We start from the raw sequence: 26,497 nt of genomic DNA, 5'->3' as shown, positions 1-26,497 counted from the left end.
CTTCCGAAGCCTCCCCCCGCGCCACCACGTCACCCCCTGACGTTCAGCTTGACGGTGCGGAGCGTACCGCAGGCGGGGGGCGGAATCCAGAAAAGGCGAAAAATCGACGGGCGTGACGCCCGTCACGGACGCTCGTTCCGCCCCCGCCTACCCAGAGAGCGCAAGCAGAAGCCGGCGGCTGCCGACGATCGGCACCACGACCTTCTGCAACCAACTGCCGCCCCGCCGTCCTGACCGGCGGAGCGGCGCCAACTGTGGGAGCAGCGCCGATGTCGATTGCGTCTCATCATGACCAGCGGGCGTCATCGGGCGACGACATCGGTCCTCCTGCCCAGCAGCGGCTGATCCAGTTGCTGCTCGTCGCGGCGTCGCTGGTGGTCGCCGGCGTGTGGTTCGCCTTCCTGTTCGGGGGCGGCAACGGGGGCAACAGCGGCTTTGGGTCGCCGCTGTGGAGCGATCTGCTCACGCTGCTGAAGGCGATCGGCGCGCTGGCGGCCATCGGCGCGGGGCTCTGGCTCGCCCGCGATCTCCGACGCTAACCCACTCCCCACTGGCGGGTAACCCGGCGCGCCATCCCCCTCCCGGTCGCGCCGGGCCCCGCCGCTCTTTGTCAGGTGGCGTCGCGTTCCCCCTGAGTCGCCGCGTGGCGGAGGTTGGGCAGGCGGTCGACGCCGAAATACATGTCGTCGCGGTTGAGGAAAAAGGTCGGCACGCCGAAGCTGCCGCGCGCCACCGCCTCGGCGGTGTTGGTGCGGAGCTGGTCCTTGACGGCGGGGTCGTCGAGACGGGCGAGGAGGGCGGGGTCGGCGCCGGTTGCCGCCACGCAGTTGGCGATCACCGCGCGGTCGCCGATGTCGCGGTCGTCACGCCAATAGGCCTCGAACAGCGCGCGGGCGGTCGCCACCAGCGACGCGCTGTCGGGCATCAGCAGGCAGGCGCGCATCGCGGCGGCGCTGTTCACCGGGAAGATCGACGGGCGCGGGTTGATGGCGATGCCGGTGATGCGGCTCCAGTCGCGCAGGTCCTTCGCCATGTAGGCGAGCTTCGCCGGCACGTTCTCGCGGATGTGATAGACGCTCGAATTGACCGCATTGAAGATGCCGCCGACGAGGACCGGGCGCCAGATCAGCTCAAGCCCGAGTTCGGCGCCGAGCGGCTGCACCTGCTCGAACCCGAGGTAGGACCAGGGGCTCGAGCAATCGAAGAAGACTTCAAGCTGCATGGGCGGGAGCATGCGCTGTGGGAAAGCGGGCGTCGATCTCTCACTTTTCGTCACCCCCGCGAAGGCGGGGGCCCAGTCCATACAAAAGGCGCCAGCGAAGCTGGCAGATTCCTTGAGGGCTGGATCCCCGCCTTCGCGGGGATGACGATGAAGGGAAGGGGCGGTGCTGGCGAACTAGTTCGTCCAGTACACATACTCCTGCCCATCCTCCCACTTCGTCGTCAGCGGCACGTCCACCCGCACCGGCCCCTCGAACAGCCCCGGCCAGATCGGTTTGGCCATGCCCTGGTTCTGCCGCGCCAGCATGCGGCGCAGCTCGGCCACCTTCCCCGGTTCGGCGGCGGACACGTCCCGTTGCTCGGTCGGGTCGGCGGCGAGGTTGTAGAGGCGCGACTGTTTCGGCCGCTCGGTCACCTGCAGCTTCCAGTCGCCCGCCCTTACCGCCCGATAGGCCCCCGACCGCCAGAACAGCGCGGGGCGCTTCGCCGGGCCGGCGAGGACGTCCTCGCTGTCGATGATGCGGTCGGCCGGCAGCTTCGCCCGCGCAGCACCGGCGATGGTGGCGAACAGGTCGAGGTGGCCGGTCATGTCGGGGCGTTGCGATCCGGCGGGAATCTTCGCCGGCCAGCGCATGAACAAGGGCGTGCGGATGCCGCCTTCGAAGAAGGTCGCCTTCCAGCCGCGGTAGGGCGCGTTCAGCCCGGCGATGCCATTGTACCAGGCGCCGCCATTGTCGCTGGTGAAGATCACCAGGGTGTTTTCGTCGAGGGCTTCCGCTTTCAGCTTCGCCATCACCCGGCCGATGCCGCGATCGAGCTGCGCGATCATCGCACCATAGACGCGGGTCTTCGGGTCCGCGATCTGCGGCAGCGCGTCATAGTCGGCCCTGGTCGCCTGCAGCGGCGTGTGCGGCGCGTTGAAGGCGAGGTATATGAAGAACGGCCGGTTGCGGTTGGCGTGGATCGCCTTCACTGCCTCGTCCGCGAAATAGTCGGTCATGTGCCCGCTGGGGCGGAAACGTGCGCCGCCATTGTAGGTAACGGCGTGGCGCAGATTGGCCCAGATGAAGCGGTCGATCGCGTCCCACGGCAGCTTGGCGTTGACGACGTTCGGGTCCTTCGCGTCCATGAACATCGCGCCGCCGCCGAGGATGGCGAGGCTTTCGTCGAAGCCCTGGGCATGCGGCTGCAGCGCCTCTGACTCGCCGAGATGCCATTTGCCGATGTGCAAGGTTCGATAGCCGGCGCCCTTCAGCGCCTCGGCGATCGTCACTTCGCCCGCCGGCACCCCCATGTCGGGGTAGGCAGGGATGTCGTCGGTGATCAGTTCGCGGTGGAAGATCGCCGGCGGGGCGGCGGGGTCGTCGCCGCCGTGCGCGAGGTTCTCGGCGAAGGCGACGGGGACGGCGGTGAACTCGAAGCCGAAGCGCGTCGGGTAGCGCCCGGTCATCATCGCCGCGCGCGACGGCGAGCAGGTGGCGTTGGCGGCATAGGCGGTGGTGAAGTTCAACCCTGCCGTGGCCAGCGCGTCGATGTTCGGCGTCTTCACGAGGCCGCCGGCGACACCGCCGCCGTTCAGGCTGATGTCGTTGATGCCGAGGTCGTCGGCGACGATCAGGATGATGTTCGGCGGGCGATCACCGCTCGCCGCCGCCGCCGGCCCCGGCACCCAGGCGATCGGCCGGTTGTCCTGCACCGGCGATCGCCAGTCCTGGATCAGCCCCGGCAGCCGATATTTCTGGGTCTGGAAAAGGGCATAGCCCGCACCGGCCAGCACAACGAGCGCACCCAGCGCCATCCATCGCTTCTTCATCGCCCCACCGATCTGTTCCGACCGCATCGACAAAGTTATGGCAGTAACTGTGTCAAAATATCCACCCCGTGGCAAGTCGCAGCCTTGACCCGCGCGGCAAAGCGGGTCAGCGATGCAGCATGAACCAGGTGGCGGATATCGAGAAGGTCGACGGGCGGCACGCGCGCAGCCATTCGAGCCGCCGCCGCATCGTCGAGGCGATGCGTCAGCTGATCGAGCAGGGCGATCTGGTGCCGAGCGCGGCGCGCGTCGCCGAGCTGGCGGGCGTCGGCCAGCGCACCGTGTTCCGCCACTTCGACGACATGGACACGCTGTACCGCGAGATTTCGGCGGGCGTCGAGGAACAGGTGATGCCGATCGTCGCCGCGCCCTATGCGGCGAGCGACTGGCGGGCGAACGTGCGCGACATGGTCGGGCGGCGGGCCAAGGTGCTGGAGGCGATGCTGCCCTTCCGCCTCGCCGCCGATGTGAAGCGCTACGGCTCGCCGTTCCTCACCGCGCAGCAGGAGCAGGTGCTGGCGATGGAGCGGGCGCTGCTGCTGCGGCTGCTGCCCGTGCCGGTGCAGACGGAGCGCGACAGCGTCGAGGCGCTGTGCGTGACCCTGTCCTTCCAGACCTGGCGAGCGCTGCGCCGCGACCAGAATCTCTCGGCGGAGGATGCGGCGCGGGTGGTGTCGCACATGGCCGAGGCGCTGCTCGCGAAGATGCCCGGCTGATGCGCGGCGGCGTGCTGCTGCTCGCCGTGCTGCTGGCGGCGTGTGGCGGGGCGGAGGAACCGGCCGCGCCCGACTGCCCGGCACTGCCCAAGGCCGCCTACGCCTGGATTTCCGGCGCCACCTTCACCATGGGCGGCGACGCGCAACTGCCCGAGGAGGGGCCGCCGCGCGAGGTGACGCTGCCCGGTTTCTGGCTGGCGACGCACGAAGTCACCAACGACGAGTTCGCCGCCTTCGTGCAGGCCACCGGCTACAAGACCTTGGCCGAGCGTGACCCGCCGCCACTGCCCGGCGCGCCGCCCGAGATGCTCAAACCCGGCTCGGCAGTGTTCACCGTGCCCGATGCCGCCAACCCGGCGTGGTGGCGCTGGGTGGTCGGCGCCGAGTGGCGGCATCCGAGCGGCCCGCAGAGCGAGGTCGCCGGCCGCGAACCGGTGGTGCAGATCGGCTATGAGGATGCGCTCGCCTACGCGAAGTGGGCGGGCAAGGCGTTGCCGAGCGAAGAACAGTGGGAACTGGCGGCGGCCACCGGCGGCGCCAACCGCCACGAGCCCGTCGACGCATCAGGCAAGCCGCTCGCCAATTTCTATCAGGGCGTGTTCCCGGCGCGCGATCTCGGCATAGACGGCTTCGTCGGTCGCGCGCCCGTCGGCTGCTTTCCGGCTGACAGGCACGGCGTCCACGATCTGATCGGCAATGTCTGGGAATGGACGACCGCCGCCATCGACAGCGAGCGCAACGTCATCAAGGGCGGCAGCTTTCTGTGCGCCGCCAATTATTGCGCGCGCTACCGCCCCGCCGCGCGCCAGTTTCAGGAGCGCGGCCTCGGCACCGACCATATCGGCTTCCGGCTAGTTGATCCCGCGCGCCCGGCGCCGGCGGCGGCGCATCCACCAGAAGGGCAGCGCGAATAGCAGGATCACGCCGACCGCCCAGGCCGCCATGATGCCGATCTGCTTTGCGCCCTGCTGCCGCATCGAGAATTTGTTGATCTGCTTGTCGGCGGTGTAGCCCGCCGGCATCTCGAGCACGCCGTTGGCGCGGGCATAGGCGCGATAGTCGGCCATCAGCGCGGCGAACCGCTCGGGCATTTCCGCCGACAGGTCGTGCGTCTCGCCGGGGTCGCGGACGATATCGAACAGCCGCCACTTGCCGTCGCCGGTCGGCGGCAGGTTGCGCACCAGCTTGTGGTCGCCACGGAAGAGGGCGGCATTGCCCGAGAGCTCATAGCCGAGCGGCGCATCGTCGCCGCGCACGCTTGTCGCCTCGCCGCGCAGTAGCGGCGCGAGGCTGCGGCCGGTGACGGGCTCGACGGCGCGGCCCTCCCACTGGCCGCCATGCATTGGCGTACCGGTCAGCTCGGCGATCGTCGGGACGAGGTCGGTGACATGGGTCAGCGCCGACGCGATGCGCCCGCCCTGAACCTGCCCCGGCCAGGCGACGATCAGCGGCACGCGAAGCCCGCCCTCGGTGGCGCTGAACTTGTAGCCGGACAGCGGCGAGGCAGCGGCGCTGGCCCAGCTCGGCCCGATCGCGCTGAAGCTGTTGCGGCGGCCGATGTTGGCGGTCGAGGTGTCGTAGCGCAGCCCGAGCAGCGCGCGGTTCAGCTGGCGGTTGTAGGGGTCGGTCGGCTCGGCGCCGTTGTCCGACGTGAAGATGAAGATGGTGTTCTCATAGTCGCCGGTCTTCTTCAGATGCGCGACCAGCCGGCCGACCTCGCGGTCCATCGCGGTCGCCATCGCCGCGTAGACCTGCATCACGCGCATCGCCGCCAGCTTCTCCTCGGCGTCGAGCGTCGCCCAGTCGCGCGTCGTCGGCATGGTGACGAGCCTGGTGTTCGCCGGCATCACGCCCAGCGCGGCGGCGCGGCGGGCGCGGGCCTCGCGCAGCTTCGTCCAGCCCTCATGGTACTGGCCGGCATAGCGGGCGATGTCGGCGTCGGGCGCCTGCACCGGGATGTGATTAGCGAGGAAGTTGATCGAGGCGAGGAAGGGTTTGCCGCTCGCCCGGTCGCGCTCGATATAGTCGATCGCCTTTTCGACGACGAAGCGCGAGGAATAATAATCCTTGGGCAGGTCCGCCGGCTTGCCGTTCTCGGTCCAATCGGCGGTCGAATACATCGCCTCGATCGGTCGCTTCTCGAAATTGTCGGCGCCCGATGCCTCCAGTGCGAAGGCGCGGTCATAGCCGCGCGAATGCGGCAGGCGGGCCTGATCGCCGCCGAGGTGCCATTTGCCGGTGAGATAGGTGCGATAGCCGGCGGCGCGCAGCATCTGGCCGATCGTCACCACCCGGTGGTTCATCACCGTGTCGTAGCCGGGCTTGCCCTTATGCTCGTCGGGGATGGTCTCGGGCATGTTGGCCAGACCGGTGCGGTGGTTCATCACCCCGGTCTGCAACATCGACCGCGTCGGCGAGCAGGAGCCGGCGACGTGGAAGTTGGAGAAGCGCACGCCCTCCTTCGCCAGCGCATCGAGGTTGGGGGTGGCATATTCGGCGCCGAACGCGCCGACGTCGGTGAAGCCCCAGTCATCGGCGAGCAGGATGACGATGTTGGGTTTGCGCGCTGGCGCAGCAGGCTGCGCGGCGGCCACGCCCGCAAAAAGCAGGGCGGCCGCGCCCAGCGCGACCCGCCCCAACCGCCCTGTGGCGATACGCAATTTCCTCCTCCGCGCGGTCATTCCTGCCCTTGGCGCCCGAATCTATCGGCAGAGGTTATGCCAATAGGAGGGGGAGGGCGCAACCGGGGCAGGGTTTGTACGGGGGCGACCAACTCCCCTCCCCGAGGGGGAGGGGTAAGGGGTGGGCTCGCGTGTCGCGGGTAAATGTCGGGGTCACGGATCGCCGCCAGGCCCACCCCCAACCCCTCCCCGGCGGGGGAGGGGAGTAGTTGGCGAGCGGACAGCCCTCACTCGATCAAAGAAGGCGCGAGGGCGACCAACTCCCCTCCCCGAGGGGGAGGGGTAAGGGGTGGGCTCGCGTGACGGGGGTGGATGTTGGCGTCACGGACCGCCGCCAAGCCCACCCCCAACCCCTCCCCGGCGGGGGAGGGGAGGAATGTGTGCGGGTGGCGCGCCGAGAACTCTCTCTCATCGTCATCCCCGCGAAGGCGGGGATCCATTACCGCCGACGCCTCGGAGAATGGATCCTGGCCTTCGCCGGGATGACGATCAAGGGGAGGGGCAGGGGGCGGTCGTAAGGAGCAATCGGAGCAGGTTTGTACGGGCGCGGAAACCCTCCCCTCCCCGGGGGGTAAGGGGTGGGCTCGCGTGGCGGGGGTAAATGTCGGGGTCACGGATCGCCGCCAGGCCCACCCCTTACCCCTCCCCGGCGGGGGAGGGGAGGAATGCCAAATAGCGACCCGAGAACTCTCACCCATCGTCGCCCCCGCGAAGGCGGGGGTCCAGCCCTTGAAGAAAATGCCAGCTCCGCTGGCGCTATTTGTGTGGACTGGGTCCCCGCCTTCGCGGGGATGACGAGAGGAAGGGTTAGGGCGGCGCGCGGGGAGGGGGATCGGGCGCCGCCCAAGCTTGTTGGTTAGGCCGCCATCGCCAGCGGCGCGGCGTCGTTCTGGTTGACCAGCGCGACCGGCTCGGCGGCGGCAGCGGCGGCCCGCTTGCGGTTCGGGAACAGCATGCGGCTGGCGAACACCGCCACCGCGATCGTGGCGTAGGCGCCCACCGCGACCAGCGGGCTGAAGAAGATCAGGCCGGCCAGCACGACGCGCAGATACTGGGCGTTGAAGCCGAAGTCCTCGCCAAGGCCCTCGCAGGCGCCGAAGATCGTGTCTTTACGGGCGAAGAGCGAGGGGCGGTTGGCAACAGCGGCGGTCATGGTCGGCTCCTGGTCTGGTCTGGAGCTCTACGCTCCAAGTTCATGCCATCCCTTCCGCACAAGCCGTGCCAATTCAGCGCAGCCCCATATTTCAAGGGCTTGGCTAAAGGTCGGTTAGATCATGCGAAAATGGTTGGCAATTCCCACGCCAACAGTTGGGAAACCGCACCAACTGTTACAAGGCGGTCAGGGCTTCGGGTCGGCGCGCCTCAAGCGGTCGGCGCTCGCCCGATAGGCGCGGGACATGTCCTTGTGCGACCGCGCCGAGGCGACGCAATTCGCTCCCTCCGCCCGTTCACGTTCCTCGAGCGCCCGGCGCTCGAGATACTCGATCTCGTGTTGCGACATGACGGCATCCGATCATCGGTGCTTGATGACTCGGATCATACGCCTTTTTGATGACGCTTACGCTAACTTTGTCAGCCGCGCTGCCGGGCCGCGACATGCTCGGCGACCACGGTATCCAGCACCGCCAGCGGCATCCACCCCGCGCCCACCACCGCGTCGTTGAAGGCGCGCAGGTCGAACCTGGCGCCGAGCGTCCGCTTCGCCCCGTCGCGCAGCCGGTTGATCTCGCTGTGGCCGATCTTGTAGCCGCAGGCCTGCCCCGCCCAGGAGCAATAGCGGTCGATCTCGCTCTCGACCTCCTCGGTGGGCGAGCCCGTCGCCTCGCCGAACCACGCCACCGCCTTGGCCCGGTCCCAGCGCTTGGCGTGCAGGCCGGTGTCGACCACCAGCCGCGCGGCGCGGAACGCCATCGATTGCAGGTAGCCGAGCCGCGCCACGGGATCGCCCTCATACATGCCGAGCTCGTCGCCGAGCTGCTCGGCATAGAGGCCCCAGCCCTCGTTGAAGCCATTGAAGTGGAGGAGGGTGCGGACCAGCGGCAGGTCGAAGCTGTATTCGCCCTGCCAGACATGGCCGGGGATCGCCTCGTGATAAGCGAGCGTCGGCAGCGCGAACTTCGACCAGCGCGAATTCGAATGCAGGTTGATCCAGAACTTCCCCGTGACGCTGCCGTCCTTCGACCCCGCGCCGCCATAGGCGCCGGCCGCGCCCAGCTCCTCGGCCTCTGGGATGCGGCGAATTTCGACCACGCCGCCGCCCTGCCGCCCGAAGGCGCGGTGCATCTGCGGCCGGATCTTGTCGATGCTGGCTTGGGCGAGCGCGAGGATCTGCGCGCGGCCCTCATCGCCTTCCGGGAAGGTGAAGCGCGGGTCGCGGCCGAGCGCCGCCATCCGCTGCCCGACGCTACCCTTGGTGTAGCCGAGCGGGCGGAGCAGCGCGTCCATCTGCGCCTCGTAGCGCTTCAGCTCGTCGAGGCCCTGTGCATGCACCTCGTCGGGGGTACGTTTGGTGGTGGTCGCCGCCTCCAGCGCCCAGCGGTAATAGGCCTCGCCGTCGGGCAGCTTCCACACGCCGGCGTCGGTGCCGGCGACTTTGCGCTGCGCCTCCAGCGCCGCGATCTGCCGCCCGACCGCCGGCATGATGTCGGCCGCGGCGATCTTCGCGGCAGCAGCACCCCGGTCAGGGTATGCCTTCGCGAGCTTGGTCACGAACGCCTTCTGCGCCGGGTCGCCGCCCTGCAGCCCGCGCAACTGCGTCAGCGCCTTGTCGAGCAGGAATGCCGGCGGAATGACGCCCTTCGCCGTCGCATCCTGCAACCACGCCGTCTCGGCATCGAGCGCCCCGGCGAAGGCGCCGAGCCGCGCCAGATACGCGTCGGCGTCCTGCGCATTTTCCAGCTTGTGGCTGCCGTCGAGCAGGCGCGGCACGTCGATGAACGCGCCGACATTCTGGATCACCACATAGGGCGAGTTGAGCCACGAGCCGACCGACACCCGGCCATAGGGGAAGCTCAGCCCTTCATGCCCCGACCGATAGGCATGGCGCAGCACCTCGACATGCCGCCGCGTCTCCCGCGAAAGGTCGGCGCCCGCAAACCCGTCGAGCTGCTTCAGCCGCGCCGCCAAGGTCTCGGCCGTGCGCTTCGCTCCCGCTTGCGAATAATCCGACAGCTTCCCCCGCAGCGCGGCGCGGGGCCCCACATCCAACCCCCGCGACGACGCCAGCCCCGGCACCTCCGCCAGCCGCTCCTCGGCGATCTCGTCGAGCAACCGCATCGCCGCCGCATCGGCATTGCCCTGCGCGCGGACGGGAAGCGCGGCGAGCGCGACGGCGGCGCTGCCCGAGGCGAGCATCTGGCGGCGTGTAAACATGAAGGCTCCCCGGGGTCGATGGTCGCGGGGAAGCTAGCAGCCGGCGGGGGAAAGCCAAGGCGGCTTCGGGTGAACCCTGGTTCGCACCCGCCACCTCCTTCAATCGTCACCTGCGCGTAGGCGGGGGTCCATACTCCGAAGCGTCGGCGGTAATGGATCCCCGCCTGCGCGGGGATGACGATAGGAGGGGGTGCCGAGACACCGCTCTCAGCCTCCACCCAAGAGTCGGCCGATTTTACAATCCGTTACAATCCACCACCCCCGCCACGCCGGAATCGGCGGATTTCCGCCATTCCGGACCTGTTGGCCTGCCCCTTGCGTAGGCTCGCGCATACACAAGGGGTCCATCCATGAAGTTCAAAGTTGCGGCGGCCGTGCTGGCCGCGTCGATGCTGTCGGTCGTCGCCAACGCCTCGCCGATCCCGGTCGGTTCGGCCAACCAGCACATCTATAATTTCGACGTGACGGGCGCCGTCGCGGGGCAGAACAACATCCAGTACCGGCTCGCGTTCAACAACCAGCCGACGCAGGACGTGACCTTCTCGCTGTACGGCGGCCTGAACGGCACCGAGACGATGTTCGACTTCGCCTTCCCGTCGCAGTTTTACTATGAGGGCTACACGCCGGACATGCTGGGCAAGTGGATCGTCGAGCTGTCGCCGGCGAACCTGATCTACGCCCCGATGATGGACGGTATCTTCTCGATCGGCCTGTGGCAGGCGGCGGCATCGTCGAACGATCTGTTCAGCATCAGCGCGCGCGGCGTGAACTTCAATGCCGGTAGCTTCGGCACCTATCAGGACGGCGAGCTGATGGCGCAGGTGCCGGAACCCGCCGTGCCGGCGCTGCTCGGCCTCGGCGTGCTGGCGCTCGGTCTCGGCCGCCGCCGCCGCAAGGCGGCCTGAAGCAAGCGCCGCCGCAAGGCGGCCTGAAGCAAGCGCCGCCGCAAGGCGGCCTGAAGCAAGCGCCGCCGCAAGGCGGCCTGAAGCAAGCGCCGCCGCAAGGCGGCCTGAAGCAAGCGCCGCCGCAAGGCGGCCTGAAGCAAGCGCCGCCGCAAGGCGGCCTGAAGCAAGCGCCGCCGCAAGGCGGCCTGAAGCAAGCGCCGCCGCAAGGCGGCCTGAAGCAAGCGCCGCCGCAAGGCGGCCTGAAGCAAGCGCCGCCGCAAGGCGGCCTGAAGCAAGCGCCGCCGCAAGGCGGCCTGAAGCAAGCGCCGCCGCAAGGCGGCCTGAAGCAAGCGCCGCCGCAAGGCGGCCTGAAGCAAGCGCCGCCGCAAGGCGGCCTGAAGCAAGCGCCGCCGCAAGGCGGCCTGAAGCAAGCGCCGCCGCAAGGCGGCCTGAAGCAAGCGCCGCCGCAAGGCGGCCTGAAGCAAGCGCCGCCGCAAGGCGGCCTGAGGCCCACGCACACGACACCCGTCATACCGGCGAAAGCCGGTATCCAGTCGAACGGTCGGTCTGGATACCGGCTTTCGCCGGTATGACGGGAATGGAAGGCGCCGGCCCGCATAGCTGCCTTTCGCATTTTGCATGTGCAGCATGGCGAGCAGCCCGCTATAGCCGCCGCCCGCGCCAGCCATAATTCCGCAAGCATCGTCCGCTACACGGAAATCCTGCCGCGCCGCAGCATGAGAGGATTTCCGTGGTTCCGCAGCGTATCGGGTCGGTTTCGGGTCGCAACATCAAGGGCGATCTCCATATGGTGTCACTGTACCGCGACCCCGCCGGCATCAAGCTGTGCGGGTCGAAGGGCAGCCTGATCGTCGCCGACATGGACGCGGTACTGCCGATGGTCGCCGACCATTATGCGCTGAGCGATACCGCGCTGCTGCTGAAGGCCGCCTGAGCTTTCCATTTAATAAATTGTCGTTTGACGAAAAATAATTTGCGGATAAATGTGGCGGCCTGGAGGGAGAATCCATGGCCACCGTTCTGCAGTTCGAGCTGCCGCCCGAGCCCACGCTGACGCCGCGCCCCGAATCCGCCGCCGCGCGGCGGGTGCGACTGGGCAGCCGCGGGCTGGCGCATCTGTTCACCGCGCTGTTCACCGCTTTCGCGCTGATCATGGTCGCGGGCCTCGCCGCGATGCTCTTCTACAAGGGCGAGCTGCTGCGGATGGGGCCGAGCGGTTCCTATATCGGCGGCGGCCCGGCCGACACGGTGGCCTTCGGCTCGCTGCCGCTCGACCAGCGGCTGGTCTACATGCTGGTCGGGCTGGTCCGCTATGTGCCGGTGTTGATGTTGTTCTGGCATCTGCGCGCGCTGTTCGGCGGCTACGCGAAGGGACAGGTGTTCACCCGCGATGCCGGCGTCACGCTCGGGCGGGTCGGGGTGTGGCTCTGCGCCTATGCGCTGACGCCGTTCCTCTGCCACCTGTTCCTCGACGCCACCGGCTATGAGCTCGACGAACAATGGCTGCACCTCGCCAGCGTGCAGGCTTTCGTGCTCGGGTTGCTGGTGTTCGTGATCGGGCAGGTCATGCAGGTCGGCCACGAGATCCACGAAGAGCGGGAGGGGTTCGTCTGATGCCAATCGTCGTGCGCCTCGACGTGATGCTGGCGAAGCGGAAGGTGCGGTCGAACGCGCTCGCCGCCGCCATCGGCATCACCCAGACCAATTTGTCGTTGCTGAAATCGGGGAAGGTCACCGGCGTCCGCTTCGAAACGCTGGCGGCGATCTGCGACTATCTCGACTGCCAGCCCGGCGACATCCTCGAATATGCGCCCGCCGAGGGTAGCCGCGAGGACTTGAAACGCGCCGGCTGACCCGCCGGCCCGAACAGGACATCTCATGCCAGATTTCGCAGCGCCCCTCGGGGCGAACGACGCCGGCTGCCCGGCGCCGATCGATCAGTCGCGCCGCGCCTATGCCGAGGGCTGGGCGATCAACGCCGCGCACTATGAGCGGCAGGGCCTCTATGCGCAGCTCGCCGAGCGGCTCGGGCCGCAGCCGCGCCTGCTCGATCTCGGCTGCGGGCTGGGGCACGGCCTCGCGGCGCTGCGGGCGGACGCGTGGATCGGCGTCGACGAGAACCCCTATGCGCTGGCCGCCGCCGCCGATCGGCTGGGCGTGTCGGCGTCGCTCATCCAGTCGGACCTGCTGCGTCCCGATCCCGCGCTCAATGCGCTCGGGTCCTTCGACGCCGTCACCCTCTGGTTTCCGGGGACGCATCCGGCGCGCGTGCAGGACCCGGTGGTCCGCGCGCACGGCCTTACCGAAGATGCCCGCTATGTTGTCGCGATGCAGCTGATCGCGCTGCGCCTTGCCGCCGTGCGGCTGCGGGAAGGCGGGGTCGTGCAGATCGTCGACCGCGCTGCCGAGGATGATCCGGCGGTGGTCGCCGCCGCCTATCGCGAGAACCTTCGGGCGATGGCCGCCGGCTTGCCGCTGGCGCTGACCGAGGTCGCGGTGATCCCCTACACCGAGCCCGCCGCCGGCATCGCCGTCGGTTCCGCCCGGCTCGACCGCCGTTCGCGCCCGACCTGGGCGGTGTCGCTGCTGCTTCAAAAAGGGAAACCCCGCCGTGTCGCCACGGCGGGGTGAAAAGTGGGAGCTGACCGCCGGGTTTAGCGGAGCAGGCTCATCACGCCCTGGGCGCTCTGGTTGGCCTGGGCGAGCATCGCCGTCGAGGCCTGGCTGAGCACCTGCGCCTTCGCCAGCTTCGTCGTCTCCGACGAGAAGTCGGCGTCCTCGATCCGCGAGCGGGCGTCGGACAGGTTGGTGACATTGTTGGTCAGGTTGTTGACCACCGATTCAAGACGGCTCTGGCCGGCGCCGAGCGTGGCGCGGGTCGTGTTCACCGCCGTCAGGATGGCGTCGACGTTGGTGATCGTCGTGCCGGCAAGGGCGGCCGTGTTCACGTCGAAACCGGTGTTGGTGAGGTTGGTGGCGCTGATACCCTTGACGGTCAGCGTAACCTTGTCCGCCGTGGCCGCGCCGGTCTGCACATCGACGGTGACGTCGGTGCCGCCAACCTTCGAGAACAAAGTGACGCCGTTGAACTTGGTGTTGGTCAGCACGTCGTCGATCTGCAGGCGGAGCTCGTCGACCTCGGCGTCGAGGTTGGCGCGGTCGGTGGTGCTGTAGGTGCCCGACGACGACTGGACGGCCAGCTCGCGGACCCGCTGCAGCATGTTCGACACTTCGCCGAGCGCGCCTTCGGCGGTCTGCGCCAGCGAGATGCCGTCGTTCGAGTTGCGGATCGCCTGGCTCATGCCACGGATCTGCGAGGTCATCGACGAGGCGATGGCGAGGCCGGCGGCGTCGTCCTTCGCCGAGTTGATGCGCTTGCCGGTCGACAGGCGCTCCATCGCCGTGCCGAGTTCCTTGTTCGCGACGCGGCTGCCGTTCTGGGCCCGCAGCGCAGCGGTGTTGGTGTTGATGACGGTCATGATCTGATCCTTCGGGGTGCGATGTGAAACTCGTTACGGGCTCAACAACGACCGGTTCGGAAAGACCTTTAGCGCCGCGGTAACGAAACCTGGCCGCACCGCTTTCGTTGAGGTTGGCACACGCATAGGAGCGAGCCTCATGGAGACGATGGAATTGTACCGCGGCCGGCTGATCGACCACATCCAGTTGGTGGTCGCCGACATCGAGGCGAGCCGGACATTCTACAAGGCGGTGTTCGAGGTGATCGGCGTGCCGCTCGGCGGCGAGGGCGACGACCATATCTGGGCGGACGAACTCTATATCTCGACGCCCGACAGCGAGGCGGCGGCGGGCAAGCTCACCGGCCGCCATCACCTCGCCTTCCAGGCCGCCGACCGCGCGATGGTCGACGCCTTCCACAAGGCCGGCCTCGCCGCCGGCGGCAAGGACAATGGCGCGCCGGGCGAGCGCACCAAATATCACCCCGGCTATTATGGCGCCTTCCTGCTTGATCCTGACGGCAATAACATCGAAGCCGTCTATCATGGCGAAGCCAAGCGCAGCGCACCGGCGGTGCACGTCACCTTCTAGTCGCTTCCGTCGCGGAGCCTCGGCATGAGATCGCGCGAGGTCGCGCTTTACCTGCTGCTCTGCGCCATCTGGGGGACGACCTGGATCGCCGCCAAGGTCGGCGTCGCGGCGGTGCCGCCGTTGCTGTTCGGCGCGACGCGCTTCGTGGTGGCGGGACTGGTGCTCGGCGGCTTCCTCGCGGCGCGACGGCAGTTCGCGCTTCCCGCACGCGCCGACCTGCCGCGCCTGCTCGTCGTGTCGATCCTGCTGATGACCGCCTGCTACGGCCTGCTGTTCTGGGGCCTGCAATATGTGTCGTCGGGGCTCGCCGGGGTGCTGGAGATGTCGCTGACGCCGGTGGCGCTGCTCGCCTTCGCGCTGCTGCTCGGCGACGAGACGTTCGACCTGGTGCGCGCCGGCTCGATCGCGCTTGGCGTCGTCGGCATCCTCATCCTGTTCGCGCCCGCGGCGACCTTCTCGGGCGGCATGGGCATCGCCGGCATGGCGGCGGTGTCGGGCGCCGCGATCGTCTACGGCTGGGGCGCGGTGCTCTCGCGGCCGCTGATGGCGCGCTACACCTCCACCTGGCTCGCCGCCTTCACCATGCTGGTCGGCGGCGGACTCCTCCTGCTGATCTCGCTGCTGTGGGAGCCGCGCGCGGTGGCGATGCTGACGACGCCGTGGCCGCTGCCGGCCATCGCCGGCTGGCTGTTCCTGGTGATCGGCGGCTCGCTCGCCGGCTACACCATCTACATGCACCTGCTGCGCGTCTGGGGCTCGTCGCGCTCGGGCACCTTCGCCTTCCCGTCGTCGGTAATCGCCGTGCTCGTCGGCCATCTCGCGTTCGGCGAGGAAGTGACCACCACCGCGCTGGTCGGCATGGCGATCCTGCTCGCCGCCGCCTGGCTGGCGATCCGCCCCGACCGCGCGGCCTGACGCCGCGCTTGGCAGTCGCCCGCCGGAGCGCCTAGGGTCCGCCGCGAAATCGATCGGGAGTTGCGGATGCGAAAGGGGCTGGGTCGCGGCAAATGGCTGGTGTTCGGCTCGGCGGTCGCGCTTGCGCTGATTGCCGTCGCCGCGCTGATCTACGCCGCACTGCAACGCTCGCCGACGCTTACCGACGGCGTCCCCGCCATCCGCAAGCCGGTCGGCCTGTCTGCCGATCCCGAGCCCGGCCCGACGGCGGTCGACTATGCCCGCCTCGACGCGCGCATCCGCCTGTTGATGCTGCAGCCGGACATGGTCGGCTTCGCCATCGGCACCGTGGAAAAGGGCAAGGTGCGGTTCGTGCGCGGCTATGGCGAGGTGCTCGCCGGGTCGGGCGAGGCGGTGACGCCCGACACGGTGTTCCGCTGGGGGTCGGTATCGAAAGGCGTGGCCTCATCGCTGGTGGTGAAGCTGGCCGAAGAAGGCCGGCTGTCGCTCGACGCGCCGATCGCCTCGATGGGCACGACGCTGACGCTCCCCGGCAAGTCGGCGAAGCTCAGCATCGCCGACGTGCTGTCGCACCGCGTCGGCATCGTGAAGAACGCCTGGGACGACCGGCTGGAACGCGGCGAGGACCCGAAGCAGATCCGCCGCGAACTCGGCACCCTGCCCGCCTATTGCCCGCCGTCGACCTGCTACCAGTATCAGAACATCAGCTTCGATGCCGCGACCGAGGTGATCGAGGGGCTGACCGCGCAGCGCTACGCGACCGTCGCGCATGACCGGCTGTTCGCCCCGCTCGGCATGACCAGCGCCAGCGTCGACCGCCACGGCCTTGAGACCGCCAAAAGCTGGGCGCGGCCGCACCGGATGGCGCGCGAGATCACCTCGGTGAACGACATTTATTATGGCGTGCCGGCGGCCGGCGGGGTCAATTCCTCGATCCGCGATCTCGTCAAATGGATGCGCGCGCAGATGGGCGCGGCGCCCGCCGTCCTCTCGCCCGCGGCGCTCGAAACCCTGCACCGCCCGCGCATCTACACCCCGCCGCACGGCCGGCGCAGCGACATGGACAAGGCGCTGAAGGATGCGCACTACGGCCTCGGCTGGCGCAGCTTCACCTATCAGGGCCACCACCTCGTCGGCCACCGCGGCTTCGTCGACGGCTATGGCTCGCTGATGTTGTTCGACCCGAAGGACCAGAGCGGCATCGTCATGCTGTGGAACAGCAACTGGGGCCGCGGCTCGCGCCTGCAACTCGAGTTCTTCGACCACCTCTACGGCCTGCCGCCGACCGACTGGCTGGAGGTGCCGGGTTCGAAGCTGCCGCCGGCGCCGCCGCCCGCTGGAAACAGCAGGTAGTCGACAGCCCGCGCGCGCCTTGCTCTACTCCCCTGAAACCGAAGGGGAGCGCGAGCGATGACGACACCGGCGATGCTGTGGACGGGGCGCGTGCTGAGCGGCCTCTATGCGCTGTTCATGCTCGGCGCGTCGGTGACGCCCAAGCTGACGCGCATGCCGGTCGCCGAGCAGACGATGGCGCAGCTCGGATGGCCCGCCGGCTATGCCTTCGCGATCGGGCTCGTGGAGCTGACCTGCGTGATCCTCTACCTGATCCCGCGCACCGCCATCTTCGGCGCGGTGCTGACGATGGCACTGCTCGGCGGCGCGATGGCGACGCAGATCCGCGCCGACATGCCGCTGTTCAGCCACATCCTGTTCAGCGTCTATCTCGGCCTGTTCATGTGGGGCGGCCTGTGGCTGCGCGAGCCGAGGTTGCGCGCGGTGTTTCCGATCCTTCGATAGCGCGCAAACGAAAGGGCCGGCGCCTCGCGGTGCCGGCCCTTCGGTCGTCTTGGTGCGGAAGCTTTACTTCCGGCGGCGGCGCAGGCCGAGCCCGAGGGCGCCGAGGCCGAACAGCGCGAGCATCGCCGGCTCCGAGACCGGCGCCGGGTCCTCGCCCGAAATCGACAGATTGTCGATGGCGCCGCCGAAGCGGCCCGGTGCCGACTGCGCGATGATGCGCAGCCGCACGTCGCCGGTGCCGTTACCGACATAGCTGAACCCACCCGCGGTGAACGGGTTGTTCGCCGCGCCGGTCCAGTTGGCCGGATCGTACACATAGGAAGCAACGACGGCGTTGACGCCGTTCAGCATTTCGAACAGCAGCACGTCGCCGTTCTGGTTGCCCTGCGCGCCATTGTTGTAGCTCGCGGCGGCGCCTTCGAAATCGACGCTGTAGTTGACGCCCAGGCTGTTGGCCGCAATGGCGCTGTTCATCAGGATGGCGTTGCCCGGCGAGGCGTTGTGCGAGCCGAACAGCATCAGCCCCCAGTCGCTGGCGCCGTTGCGGTTGACGGCGTGAAGCGAGTTTACGCCCGACTTCGTCCAGCCCGCCAGATCGCCGAACGCCTGCACGGTCAGCCCGGTGCCGGCCTGCGCGCTGGTCGCGCCGCCGTTGGCGTAGCTGTTGAAATTGTCGGTGAAGATGACCGCGGCCTGCGCCGGCGCGGCCAGCGGCAGCACGGCGAGCATCGCCGCGGCGGCGATCGAAAGCGATTTCATGAACGGACCCCTCCGGGCGCCGATTGGCGCCGTTTCGGAGCTATAAGCAAGGGCCGCGCCGAAGGGCCGGAAATGGCGGATTTCCGCCGTTTCTGGCGCGGGTTAAGCGGGCGCGGGAACGGCGTTTGTAAAAGCTGCCGACTCTAAAATCCGCTCAGGAACGCCTCGACATTCCGTCCCAGCGCGTCGACGGCATAGCCACCCTCCATCACCACCAGCGTCGGCCGGCCGAGCTTGGCGATGCGGTCGGCGATGATCGGGTAGTCGGCTTCGGCGATCTTGAAGTGGGAGATCGGGTCCTCCTCGAAGGTGTCGGCGCCGAAGGACACGATTATCAGCCCCGGCGCGAACTTGGCGACGGCCCCGATCACCCGGTCCAGCGCCTCGAGATAGGCGGGCAGGCGGGTGCCGCGCGGCAGCGGCAGGTTGAGCGTGGTGTCGCGCCCGGCGCCCTCGCCGGTCTCGTCGGCATGGCCCCAGTAGAAGGGGTAATCGGTCGCCGGGTCGGCGTGGATCGAGGCGAAGAATACGTCGCCGGCGTCCCAGAAGATGTCCTGCGTGCCGTTGCCGTGGTGATAGTCGACGTCGATGATCGCGACGCGCGGGTGGCCGGCGTCGGTCGCGGCGCGGGCGGCGATGGCGGCGTTGTTGAGGTAGCAATAGCCGCCAAGATAATCGGCCCCGGCATGGTGGCCCGGCGGGCGGCACAGCGCGAAGCTGGTGCGCGCTTCGCCGATCAGCAGCGGCTGCAACGCGGTCAGCGCGGTCTGCGCCCCCCAATAGGCGGCGTCCCAGGTGTCGGCGGTGATCGGCGTGCCGGCATCATAGCTGTAGCGGCCGAGCTGCGCGTCGATGCGGTCGAGCTTCAGCGGGCGGCGCTGCACGACAGGCCAGGTATAGCCGACGGCATCGCCCGTTCGCCCCGCGTCGCGCCAGCGGTCGTGGGCGTTTTCGAGGAAGTCGAGATAGTCGGCGGTGTGCACGCGGGCGAGCGGGGCGCGGCCGACGTCCTTGGGCGCCGCGCAATCGCCCAATTGCCCGAGCACGATCTCCGCCCGCGACGGCTTCTCGGCATGGTCGGCCCAGCCGCCGTTGTGCATCTCCTGCAAGGGGGCGTGGGCGAGCTGGCGGGGGTCGAAATATTTGAGCATGGCGCATGCAACACGGGTGGGGTGACGATGGCAAGACATCGTCGCGCAACTGGCCGGCTGACAAAACGCGAGCCCCTCTCCCTGGAGGGGAGAGGGCGACTCGCGGCAGCGAGCGGGGTGAGGGTGGTCTCAGGACGGAGCCCGCCTTCCGACCACCCTCTCCCCAACCCCTCTCCCCTCCAGGGAGAGGGGCTTGAAGCTCACATCCCCGTGCTGGCGGTCGGGCGGACGATGATCTCGTTCACATCCACATCCGCCGGCTGCTCGACCGCGAAGCGGATGGCGCGGGCGATGGCGTCGGGCTTCAGCGCGATGGCGCGGAAGTCCTTCATCATCGCCGCCGCGCCCGGATCGGTGATCGTCGAGGCCAGTTCGCTTTCGACGACGCCCGGCGAGATCACCGTGGCGCGGATGTCGCTGTGCTCCTGCCGCAGCCCGTCGGTGATCGCCCACACCGCATATTTTGTCGCGCAATAGACCGCGCAGGTCTGCCACACCGCATGGGCGCCGATCGGGCGTTTGATTATGACGCCTCGAAGTTCCTCGTGGTGTCGCTCGACCTGCCGCTGATCGGCTCGGTGATCGAGGCGAGCCCCGAGCGGCCGTATCTCTGCGTCGCGGTCGAGATCGACGTGGCGGCGCTCGGCGAGCTGATGCTCGACCGGCCCGAGGCGCCCGCGCCGCGCCCCGGCACGCCGCCGGCGATCGGCGTTTCGACGATCGAACCCGGCCTGCTCGACGCGGTGGCGCGGCTGCTGCGCCTGCTCGATTCACCGGCCGACGCGCGCGTGCTGGCGCCGCTCGCCGAGCGCGAGATCCTCTACCGGCTGCTCACCGGCGAACAGGCCGAGATGATGCGCCACATCGCCGGCGCCGACACCCGCCTGTCGCGGATCAGCCGCGCCATCGCCTGGCTGAAGGACCATTACGCCGGCCCGTGCAGCGTCGAGGCGCTGGCGGCGGAAGCGGGGATGAGCGCCTCGACATTCCACGAGCATTTCAAGGCAACGACGGCGATGAGCCCGCTGCAATATCGCACCCAGCTACGGCTGCAGGAGGCGCGGCGGCTGATGGTGGCGGACAGCCTCGATGCCGCCAGCGCGGGCTTTCGCGTCGGGTATGACAGCCCCTCGCAGTTCAGCCGGGACTACCGCCGCACGTTCGGCGCGCCGCCGGCGCGGGATGTGGCGCGGCTGCGGGACAGCGGGTTGCTGGCGATGGCGGCGTAATCTCCCCTCTCCCTTGAGGGGAGAGGGCGACTCGCGGCAGCGAGCGGGGTGAGGGTGGTCTCAGGCGTAGCGCGCCCTCCGACCACCCTCTCCCCAACCCCTCTCCCCTCCAGGGAGAGGGGCTCCAGCGCTACTTCGCCGCCACCCGCGGCTTCGGGTACCAGAGCGCGTTGACGATCAGCCAGCGGTCGCCGAAGCGGCCGAGGTGGAAATAGTCGATGAACCACGGCGTCTCGACCCGCGCCACCGCCGCCGTGCCCGCCACGTCGAGCACCTCCACCGACCGGTCCCACTTCTCGCGCGGCGTCTTCAGCACGCCCTGCTTGGTCAGCTCGATCAGCTCCTCGGCGGACATGCGGCGCAGCGGAAACACCTCGCGTGCGGTCGGCGCGCCGGTGCCGACCACCGCGCGCTTCGCCAGATCGGGATGCAGCGCCCGCTCGACCCGCGCCGCATCGCCCTCGAGCTGCCCGTCGACATAGTCACTCGCCACCGCCGCGATGGCGGCGACCGTTGCTGCATCGGCGGCGGGGGCCTCTGCGCGAGGGTGGGCGCCGCGAGGAGCAGGGCGGCGAGGGGGAGCAGGCGCATCGGGGTCCTTTCGCGTGATCGGTCAGCGAAATTGGCACGGCGCCCGCGAGCGAACCACCCCTCTCCCTTCGGGCTCGCCCAGCTCGCTCAACGCCCACCATCGTCATACCGGCGAAAGCCGGTATCCAGTCAGGCGGCCGGTCTGGATACCGGCTTCCGCCGGTATGACGGAATGGGGTTGGGAGGAGTGCGGCTTACCTCCTAGCCCCTGGATTTCACCCGTCGATGCTGATCTTCCACTCCACCGTCGCGCGGATCGGCGTCGCCTCGCCGGTCGCTTCGTTGACATTCTCCAGCACGCGCCGCCCGCTCGCGGTCTTGCCGGCCGGCACTTCCAGCCAGCGCAGCTTCGCCTCCAGCCGCTGGCGCAGCGCCGCAGTGCCGCCGGTGCCGGCGAAGTCGATCGGCCATTTGTCCTTGGGGTTGTCCGACGCGGTGGCATCCATCCGCACGTCGATCGGCACATGAACGCTGATCTTGCCGGTCTTGGTATCGAGCGCGGCGTTCATCCGGCAATGCGCCATCGATTCCCCGCGCACCGTCCTGGTGCCGCCGACGGTATAGTCGCGCCGCCGCAGCCCGGAATTGCCCTCGCTCGCCTCGATCATCACGTCCTGGTGCTTGTCGGCGACGGTCAGCGACGCGGTCGCTGTCGCGCAATCGGGGCTGAAGATCACGAAGCGGGTGAAGTCGGGCGCGTTGCCCTTGGGCATGACCTTCGGCACCTCGAGCTTGCCCGCCGCCTTCAGCGACTGCGCCTTCGGCATCAGCGCCGCCATCAGGCAGGCCTCGTCCTCGCCGCAGCGCGCCTCGGCGGCCTCGACCGAGGCGGTGAGGTCGGCGACATCGGCCGAGGTCATCCTGCTTTCGGGGATCGGCCCTTCGATGACCGGCGGCAGCTTGCTGTCGATCTCCTTCCAGCCGCTCGCGCCGTTGTAATAGCCGACCAGCGGCGCGCGGTAGGTGAAGCTGCGGTTGTACTGATGCTTCTGCGACTGCGGCGCCCGCTCCCAGCCGCCCGCACCGCTGTAGCTCACGGTGACCTCGACCGACCCGGTGCGCTTGCCGCCGGGCTTCGGCTGCGCGGCAAGCGGCGTGGCGGCGCCGCACAGAAGGGCGGCGAGGAGGAGCGGGCGGAGCATGTTGGATTTCCCTGAGGCTGGCGTGTGAGTGGCCCGCCTAGGGGGTGGGGGAGGACGCGGCACGGGCGCTGCGACGAATGATACGCTTCGGTCTATCAACCGCTTCGTCGGCCGATGAACGCGTCAGAGCGCCCGACGAATGATCGATCGGTCGCGACGTGGACCCCTCGCCCGCTTGCGGGAGAGGGAGGGGCCCAGCGAAGCTGGGAGAGTGAGGTTGTCTGCCGGGCCGGGCACCGCCCCGCAGGCCACGCACCGCCCGAACCCACACCCTCACCCTCCCACTCGCTACGCGAGCGGGCCGCGCCCTCTCCCGCAAGCGGGCGAGGGGGAGGCGGGAGAGGGGAAGGGGCGCCTTCGTTAGACCTTATAACCGTCATCCCGGCGAAGGCCGGGATCCATACCCATCGTCGAATGGATCCCGGCCTTCGCCGGGATGACGGACGTCAGGAGGATGGGGTGCGGTCAGAGCGGGCGAAGGGCGTTCAGCCCTCCACCGGCTCCTTGTGCAGCCATTCCGCGTGCTTCGGCGCGCGCTTGGTCTGGCTCCACTCGTCGAGCATCAGCGGCGCGACCCGCTTCAGCTCTGCGTGCTGCTCATCCGTGCCGATGTTGCACGCGAGCTCCAGCCGGTGGCCGTTGGGGTCGAAGAAATAGATGCTCTTGAAGATGCCATGATAGGTCGGCCCCAGCACCTCGATGCCCTCGCCCTCGATATGCGCCTTCGCCGCCAGCAGCGCGTCGAGGTCGGGCACGTTGAACGCGATGTGCTGAACCCACGCCGGGGTGTTCGGGTCGCGGCCCATCTCGGGCTGGTTGGGCAGCTCGAAGAAGGCGATGACGTTACCGCCGCCCGCGTCGAGGAAGATGTGCATGTAGGGGTCGTATGCGCCCGTCGACGGCACATGATCCTCGGCGAACGCGGTGGTGAACTCCATGCCGAGCACGCGGTGGTACCAGTCCGCCGTCTCCTTGGCGTCGCGGCAGCGGTAGGCGACATGGTGGATGCCGCCGAGCTTTATCGCGGCGCTCATTCCGCCGCCTCCGCCTCGCCGTTCTCCAGCGCGCCGCGGCGCATCTGGTCGCGCTCCATCGATTTGAACAGCGCGGTGAAATTGCCTTCGCCGAAGCCTTCGTCCTTCTTGCGCTGGATGAACTCGAAGAACACCGGGCCGATCTGCGTCTGCGAAAAGATCTGCAGCAGCAGGCGCGGGTCGCCCTTCTCGGTCGAGCCATCGAGCAGGATGCCGCGGTTCTGCAGCTCCTCGACCGGCTCGCCGTGGCCGGGCAGCCGCTCCTCGAGCATCTCGTAATAGGTGGCGGGCGGCGCGCTCATGAACGGCGTGCCGGTCGCCTTCAGCTGGTCCCAGCTCTCAAGCAAATTCTCGCTGGCGAAGGCGATGTGCTGGATGCCCTCGCCGTTATAGGCACGCAGATATTCCTCGATCTGGCCGCCGCCGGCCTTGCCCTCTTCATTGAGGGGGATGCGGATCTTGCCGTCGGGCGCGGTCATCGCGCGGCTGGTGAGGCCGGTATATTCGCCCTTGATGTCGAAATAGCGGATCTCGCGGAAGTTGAAGATGCGCTCGTAGAAGGCGCCCCAATGCGCCATGCGGCCGCCGTAGACGTTGTGCGTCAGGTGATCGATGATCTTGAAACCGGCGCCGACCGGCTGACGGTCGACCCCCTCAAGATAGTCGAAATCGATGTCCCAGATCGACAGGCCGGGGCCATAGCGGTCGACGAGATAGATGATCGCGCCGCCGATGCCGCGGATGGCGGGCAGGCGAAGCTCCATCGGCCCGGTCTTGGTCTCGACCGGCTCCGCGCCGCGCTTCAGCGCCTCGTCATACGCGACCTTGGCGTTCTTGACGCGAAAGCCCATGCCGCAGGCCGAGGGCCCATGCTCGGCGGCGAAATAGGCCGCCGGCGACTTCGGCTCGTAGTTGGCGACGAGGTTGATGTCCCCCTGCCGCCACAGCTCGACGTCCTTCGACCGGTGGCGCGCGATGCGCGTGAAGCCCATCCGCTCGAACACCGGCTCCAGCATGCCCTTCTCGGGCGCGCAGAACTCGACGAAATCGAAACCGTCGAGCCCCAGCGGATTTTCGAACAGATCGGCCATGGGGAACCCTCCAAGGTGTGATTTTAGTATCAGATGATACTATATTGGGGAGGGTGGGGAGTCAAATCGAGTCGTCCCGCTGCCCGCATCGGCATCCCCCAAATGGGTGGCGCACATTCTGCGTTGACGCCATAAGACTAGTCTTTTCTGGTACCTAGGCATTCTGGACTTACGGGAAAACACAGATGAAAATCGTTCATGCAGTCCTGCTGGCGGCCGCGATGCTGTCGCAGCCGGCAGGTGCGCAGGTCGAGCAGACGGTGGAGGGCGCCCACCGTTTCCTGATGCTGACCGTGGAGCAGGGCACGAGCAGCGTGGCGATCGACATCGGCCTTGGCATGAGCGTGACCTATGGCGTCCGCACGGTCGAGCAATGCCGGCAGGAGGAATATACTTACGACATCTGGGGCAGCAAAGGTGTCCGCAACCGTTGCTGGAACGAGGAGCGATACGCCAATGTCACGGCGCGGGCGCACCCGCTCGTTTCGACGGCGGCGAATGGCGCGTGCGCGACGATCCTGAAGTTCACCGACTATGCCAATCCCGACTATGCCGATGGGTGGAAGATCGGGCCGCGGGGTATCGACAGCGTCACGCTCGATTGGCGCAAGGTCGCCAAGGTGACCGCCAACGGGAGCTATGTCGACGTCTCGCCGAGCCAGCCGGGCGTGCAGTTCCGGCTGGCGTCGCCCGATCTCGCGAAGCGCGTTGCCTATGCGATGGAGTTCCTGCGCCAGGAGTGCGACCCCGCCGCCGCCACGGGCTTTTAGGGCGATGCGACGGGCCGCTCTCCTCGCGCTGCTCGCCGTCGCCGGCTCGGTTGCGGGTGCCGGGTTGGCACAAGGCGTCACCGAGGTCACGATCAGCGGCGGGTGCGGCGGCGTCTACGACGCGGGCGGCTACTGCATCGACAACCCGACGCCCGCACAGCGCCGCGACGCTGAAGAGCGTGATCGCAAGCAACGGGAGCGCGACGAGGCCGATCGCCGCGCGCGGGTGGCGCGTCAGGCCGAATTCGACCGAAAGGTTGACGCATTGGTCGACCGGATGGGTCCCCATCGCCGCGCGGAGGCCGAGCGACTGGTGAAGATGCGCGACGCGGCGGATGCGGTGCGCCCGAAGCCGAAGAAGGCCTGCCCGGTTACCCGCCAGGTCCGTTACGTCGATGGTGATTCAAGCGTCAGCCAGGCGGAAGCGCGGCAGCGCGCGGAGGCGAAGTGGGCGGCGTCGTGCAGTCGGCCGGGCTGGTCCTGCGGCCCGATCACCTGTGCGGAGCGGAAGCCGATCAACATCAGCCTCGGCAAGCAGACGCTGTCGTCGGGTACGAAGAGCAGCTTTGTCTGTTCGGCGCCGGCAAGCGAGGAAGTCCGAAGCTGCCCGTCGACGGTCAGCTCGCAATAGGGAGCGTGCAGACCTTGGCCTGGGCCCCATCGCTGATCGCGCTGATCCACGTCGTCGCGCTCGCGGCCGTCATCTTCGTCGTCGGCTACCACTGGCGGGGTCGCGCGCGGCGGCATCGCGTCGAACGGGTGCTGTTCCAGGAGCTTGTGTCGCTTCGTCGGCAGGCCGTCGAGATGGCCGCAGAGATCGAGCGGCGGCACCGGGCGGGCGAAGGATTCGACCTTGCCTTTTTCAACCTGTGGCGGCTGTCGCCGCCGCTGCTCTATCCCGCCATGGGTGCGGCGCTTGCGGTGCTTCCGGGCGGCACGCTCGATCGCATCGGCTATTTCCACGCCCAGCTCGCCGACGCCCGCGCGCGCCTCAGCAATGCGCGCACCGCAGGCGGCTTCGAGCCCACGCCGTACCGCATGCTCAGCTGCCTGGTGCGCGCGATCAGCCATGTCGATCCATGGTACGAAGGCGTGGGCCGGACGCTGGGAAATGTCGAGCCGTGGGAGCCCGATCTCGCTGGCGCGAGCGCGCTGCTCGGCAGCTTCGAGGACGCCGCGCAGGAGCCGCTGGTGCTCGCCTACTACTGGGCCGACTGTGCGGAGGGCCATCCGGCTGCGGACGACGCGCCAGCGGCATGA

General features: G+C 68.5%; 30 protein-coding genes. 16 read left to right on the top strand and 14 right to left on the bottom strand.

Features of this window, described 5'->3' with window-relative positions:
- Window positions 1-269 precede the first annotated feature (269 nt).
- Complete coding sequence (locus ACFOMD_RS01235) at window positions 270-539, top strand: hypothetical protein (protein WP_380855572.1); 270 nt, start codon at window positions 270-272, stop codon at window positions 537-539.
- A 71-nt stretch (window positions 540-610) separates the two neighbouring features.
- Here ACFOMD_RS01235 and ACFOMD_RS01230 read toward each other — a convergent pair whose 3' ends face one another.
- Both ACFOMD_RS01230 and ACFOMD_RS01225 read right to left on the bottom strand, forming a co-directional pair.
- The gene (locus ACFOMD_RS01230) at window positions 611-1,222 is read right to left on the bottom strand and encodes a 2-hydroxychromene-2-carboxylate isomerase (RefSeq protein WP_380855569.1); all 612 of its coding nucleotides are present in this window, start codon (window positions 1,220-1,222) and stop codon (window positions 611-613) included.
- A 174-nt stretch (window positions 1,223-1,396) separates the two neighbouring features.
- On the bottom strand, window positions 1,397-3,061 hold the full coding sequence (locus tag ACFOMD_RS01225; RefSeq protein ID WP_380855566.1) for a sulfatase-like hydrolase/transferase: 1,665 nt from the start codon (window positions 3,059-3,061) through the stop codon (window positions 1,397-1,399).
- 92 nt (window positions 3,062-3,153) lie between these two features.
- Between ACFOMD_RS01225 and ACFOMD_RS01220 the strand changes: the two genes are divergently transcribed.
- A complete protein-coding gene (locus tag ACFOMD_RS01220; protein ID WP_380855563.1) occupies window positions 3,154-3,750 on the top strand; it encodes a TetR/AcrR family transcriptional regulator in 597 nt (198 codons plus the stop codon).
- Window positions 3,750-4,664, top strand: coding sequence for an SUMF1/EgtB/PvdO family nonheme iron enzyme (locus tag ACFOMD_RS01215; RefSeq protein WP_380855560.1), 915 nt, complete (start codon window positions 3,750-3,752; stop codon window positions 4,662-4,664). The genes ACFOMD_RS01220 and ACFOMD_RS01215 overlap by 1 nt, the downstream gene beginning before the upstream one ends.
- Here ACFOMD_RS01215 and ACFOMD_RS01210 read toward each other — a convergent pair.
- The 4 genes from ACFOMD_RS01210 to ACFOMD_RS01195 all read right to left on the bottom strand — a co-directional run bounded on the left by ACFOMD_RS01210 (window position 4,602) and on the right by ACFOMD_RS01195 (window position 9,803).
- Window positions 4,602-6,410 carry an arylsulfatase gene (locus ACFOMD_RS01210; protein ID WP_380855557.1) on the bottom strand — a complete coding sequence of 603 codons (1,809 nt, stop codon included), beginning with the start codon at window positions 6,408-6,410 and terminating at the stop codon, window positions 4,602-4,604. The two genes, ACFOMD_RS01215 and ACFOMD_RS01210, sit on opposite strands and share 63 nt — an antisense overlap.
- Before the next feature lie 877 nt (window positions 6,411-7,287).
- Window positions 7,288-7,584 (bottom strand): PspC domain-containing protein, encoded by a 297-nt coding sequence (locus ACFOMD_RS01205; protein ID WP_380855554.1) that lies wholly within the window; start codon window positions 7,582-7,584, stop codon window positions 7,288-7,290.
- Window positions 7,585-7,770: 186 nt separating this feature from the next.
- A complete protein-coding gene (locus tag ACFOMD_RS01200; protein WP_380855551.1) occupies window positions 7,771-7,932 on the bottom strand; it encodes a hypothetical protein in 162 nt (53 codons plus the stop codon).
- A 71-nt stretch (window positions 7,933-8,003) separates the two neighbouring features.
- On the bottom strand, window positions 8,004-9,803 hold the full coding sequence (locus ACFOMD_RS01195; protein WP_380855548.1) for a DUF885 domain-containing protein: 1,800 nt from the start codon (window positions 9,801-9,803) through the stop codon (window positions 8,004-8,006).
- 350 nt (window positions 9,804-10,153) lie between these two features.
- Between ACFOMD_RS01195 and ACFOMD_RS01190 the strand changes: the two genes are divergently transcribed.
- The 5 genes from ACFOMD_RS01190 to ACFOMD_RS01170 all read left to right on the top strand — a co-directional run bounded on the left by ACFOMD_RS01190 (window position 10,154) and on the right by ACFOMD_RS01170 (window position 13,339).
- Window positions 10,154-10,708, top strand: coding sequence for a PEP-CTERM sorting domain-containing protein (locus ACFOMD_RS01190; RefSeq protein ID WP_380855545.1), 555 nt, complete (start codon window positions 10,154-10,156; stop codon window positions 10,706-10,708).
- A gap of 730 nt (window positions 10,709-11,438) precedes the next feature.
- A complete protein-coding gene (locus ACFOMD_RS01185) occupies window positions 11,439-11,642 on the top strand; it encodes a hypothetical protein (RefSeq protein WP_380855542.1) in 204 nt (67 codons plus the stop codon).
- 74 nt (window positions 11,643-11,716) lie between these two features.
- The gene (locus tag ACFOMD_RS01180) at window positions 11,717-12,322 is read left to right on the top strand and encodes a DUF2975 domain-containing protein (protein ID WP_380855539.1); all 606 of its coding nucleotides are present in this window, start codon (window positions 11,717-11,719) and stop codon (window positions 12,320-12,322) included.
- Window positions 12,322-12,561: a helix-turn-helix domain-containing protein gene (locus ACFOMD_RS01175; RefSeq protein WP_380855536.1), complete on the top strand. Its 240-nt coding sequence runs from the start codon at window positions 12,322-12,324 to the stop codon at window positions 12,559-12,561. Before ACFOMD_RS01180 ends, ACFOMD_RS01175 begins: the two co-directional genes overlap by 1 nt.
- Window positions 12,562-12,586: 25 nt before the next feature.
- Window positions 12,587-13,339 carry a class I SAM-dependent methyltransferase gene (locus ACFOMD_RS01170; RefSeq protein ID WP_380855533.1) on the top strand — a complete coding sequence of 251 codons (753 nt, stop codon included), beginning with the start codon at window positions 12,587-12,589 and terminating at the stop codon, window positions 13,337-13,339.
- A gap of 23 nt (window positions 13,340-13,362) precedes the next feature.
- Here ACFOMD_RS01170 and ACFOMD_RS01165 read toward each other — a convergent pair whose 3' ends face one another.
- Window positions 13,363-14,187, bottom strand: coding sequence for a flagellin N-terminal helical domain-containing protein (locus ACFOMD_RS01165; protein WP_380855530.1), 825 nt, complete (start codon window positions 14,185-14,187; stop codon window positions 13,363-13,365).
- A 139-nt stretch (window positions 14,188-14,326) separates the two neighbouring features.
- On the opposite strand from ACFOMD_RS01165, the gene ACFOMD_RS01160 reads away from it, so the two are divergent.
- From ACFOMD_RS01160 to ACFOMD_RS01145, 4 genes are all read left to right on the top strand, one after another.
- Window positions 14,327-14,758, top strand: coding sequence for a VOC family protein (locus ACFOMD_RS01160; RefSeq protein WP_380855527.1), 432 nt, complete (start codon window positions 14,327-14,329; stop codon window positions 14,756-14,758).
- Window positions 14,759-14,782: 24 nt separating this feature from the next.
- Complete coding sequence (locus tag ACFOMD_RS01155) at window positions 14,783-15,673, top strand: DMT family transporter (protein WP_380855524.1); 891 nt, start codon at window positions 14,783-14,785, stop codon at window positions 15,671-15,673.
- Window positions 15,674-15,739: 66 nt separating this feature from the next.
- Complete coding sequence (locus ACFOMD_RS01150; RefSeq protein ID WP_380855521.1) at window positions 15,740-17,026, top strand: serine hydrolase domain-containing protein; 1,287 nt, start codon at window positions 15,740-15,742, stop codon at window positions 17,024-17,026.
- A 57-nt stretch (window positions 17,027-17,083) separates the two neighbouring features.
- Window positions 17,084-17,470 (top strand): DoxX family protein, encoded by a 387-nt coding sequence (locus ACFOMD_RS01145; RefSeq protein ID WP_380855518.1) that lies wholly within the window; start codon window positions 17,084-17,086, stop codon window positions 17,468-17,470.
- A 63-nt stretch (window positions 17,471-17,533) separates the two neighbouring features.
- Here ACFOMD_RS01145 and ACFOMD_RS01140 read toward each other — a convergent pair whose 3' ends face one another.
- The 3 genes from ACFOMD_RS01140 to ACFOMD_RS01130 all read right to left on the bottom strand — a co-directional run bounded on the left by ACFOMD_RS01140 (window position 17,534) and on the right by ACFOMD_RS01130 (window position 19,877).
- Window positions 17,534-18,229 carry a PEP-CTERM sorting domain-containing protein gene (locus tag ACFOMD_RS01140; protein WP_380855515.1) on the bottom strand — a complete coding sequence of 232 codons (696 nt, stop codon included), beginning with the start codon at window positions 18,227-18,229 and terminating at the stop codon, window positions 17,534-17,536.
- 143 nt (window positions 18,230-18,372) lie between these two features.
- Window positions 18,373-19,380, bottom strand: a complete 1,008-nt coding sequence (locus tag ACFOMD_RS01135) for a histone deacetylase family protein (RefSeq protein WP_380855512.1) — start codon at window positions 19,378-19,380, stop codon at window positions 18,373-18,375.
- 200 nt (window positions 19,381-19,580) lie between these two features.
- Window positions 19,581-19,877, bottom strand: coding sequence for an SDR family oxidoreductase (locus tag ACFOMD_RS01130; RefSeq protein WP_380855509.1), 297 nt, complete (start codon window positions 19,875-19,877; stop codon window positions 19,581-19,583).
- A 3-nt stretch (window positions 19,878-19,880) separates the two neighbouring features.
- Between ACFOMD_RS01130 and ACFOMD_RS01125 the strand changes: the two genes are divergently transcribed.
- Window positions 19,881-20,609 (top strand): AraC family transcriptional regulator, encoded by a 729-nt coding sequence (locus ACFOMD_RS01125; RefSeq protein WP_380855507.1) that lies wholly within the window; start codon window positions 19,881-19,883, stop codon window positions 20,607-20,609.
- Between the two features lie 130 nt (window positions 20,610-20,739).
- On the opposite strand, the gene ACFOMD_RS01120 is transcribed toward ACFOMD_RS01125, so the two are convergent.
- The 4 genes from ACFOMD_RS01120 to hppD form a co-directional block, all read right to left on the bottom strand.
- Entirely contained in the window at window positions 20,740-21,111 is a 372-nt protein-coding gene (locus ACFOMD_RS01120; protein WP_380856690.1) for a nuclear transport factor 2 family protein, read from the bottom strand.
- Between the two features lie 304 nt (window positions 21,112-21,415).
- Window positions 21,416-22,342 carry a hypothetical protein gene (locus ACFOMD_RS01115; RefSeq protein WP_380855504.1) on the bottom strand — a complete coding sequence of 309 codons (927 nt, stop codon included), beginning with the start codon at window positions 22,340-22,342 and terminating at the stop codon, window positions 21,416-21,418.
- Window positions 22,343-22,827: 485 nt separating this feature from the next.
- On the bottom strand, window positions 22,828-23,376 hold the full coding sequence (locus ACFOMD_RS01110) for a VOC family protein (RefSeq protein WP_380855501.1): 549 nt from the start codon (window positions 23,374-23,376) through the stop codon (window positions 22,828-22,830).
- Window positions 23,373-24,467 carry a 4-hydroxyphenylpyruvate dioxygenase gene (gene hppD, locus ACFOMD_RS01105; protein WP_380855498.1) on the bottom strand — a complete coding sequence of 365 codons (1,095 nt, stop codon included), beginning with the start codon at window positions 24,465-24,467 and terminating at the stop codon, window positions 23,373-23,375. Before hppD ends, ACFOMD_RS01110 begins: the two co-directional genes overlap by 4 nt.
- A 185-nt stretch (window positions 24,468-24,652) precedes the next feature.
- Here hppD and ACFOMD_RS01100 point away from each other — a divergent pair, with 185 nt between their 5' ends.
- The 3 genes from ACFOMD_RS01100 to ACFOMD_RS01090 are packed head-to-tail and all read left to right on the top strand — an operon-like array spanning window position 24,653 to window position 26,497.
- Complete coding sequence (locus ACFOMD_RS01100; protein WP_380855495.1) at window positions 24,653-25,237, top strand: hypothetical protein; 585 nt, start codon at window positions 24,653-24,655, stop codon at window positions 25,235-25,237.
- Between the two features lie 4 nt (window positions 25,238-25,241).
- Window positions 25,242-25,868, top strand: a complete 627-nt coding sequence (locus ACFOMD_RS01095) for a hypothetical protein (protein WP_380855492.1) — start codon at window positions 25,242-25,244, stop codon at window positions 25,866-25,868.
- Window positions 25,869-25,882: 14 nt separating this feature from the next.
- Complete coding sequence (locus tag ACFOMD_RS01090; RefSeq protein WP_380855489.1) at window positions 25,883-26,497, top strand: hypothetical protein; 615 nt, start codon at window positions 25,883-25,885, stop codon at window positions 26,495-26,497.

It is taken from the genome of Sphingoaurantiacus capsulatus, assembly GCF_042648405.1.
Lineage (GTDB): Bacteria > Pseudomonadota > Alphaproteobacteria > Sphingomonadales > Sphingomonadaceae > Sphingoaurantiacus > Sphingoaurantiacus capsulatus.
Note: the sequence above shows the minus strand (reverse complement) of the source record. Positions and strands in the feature narration are given on the sequence as shown.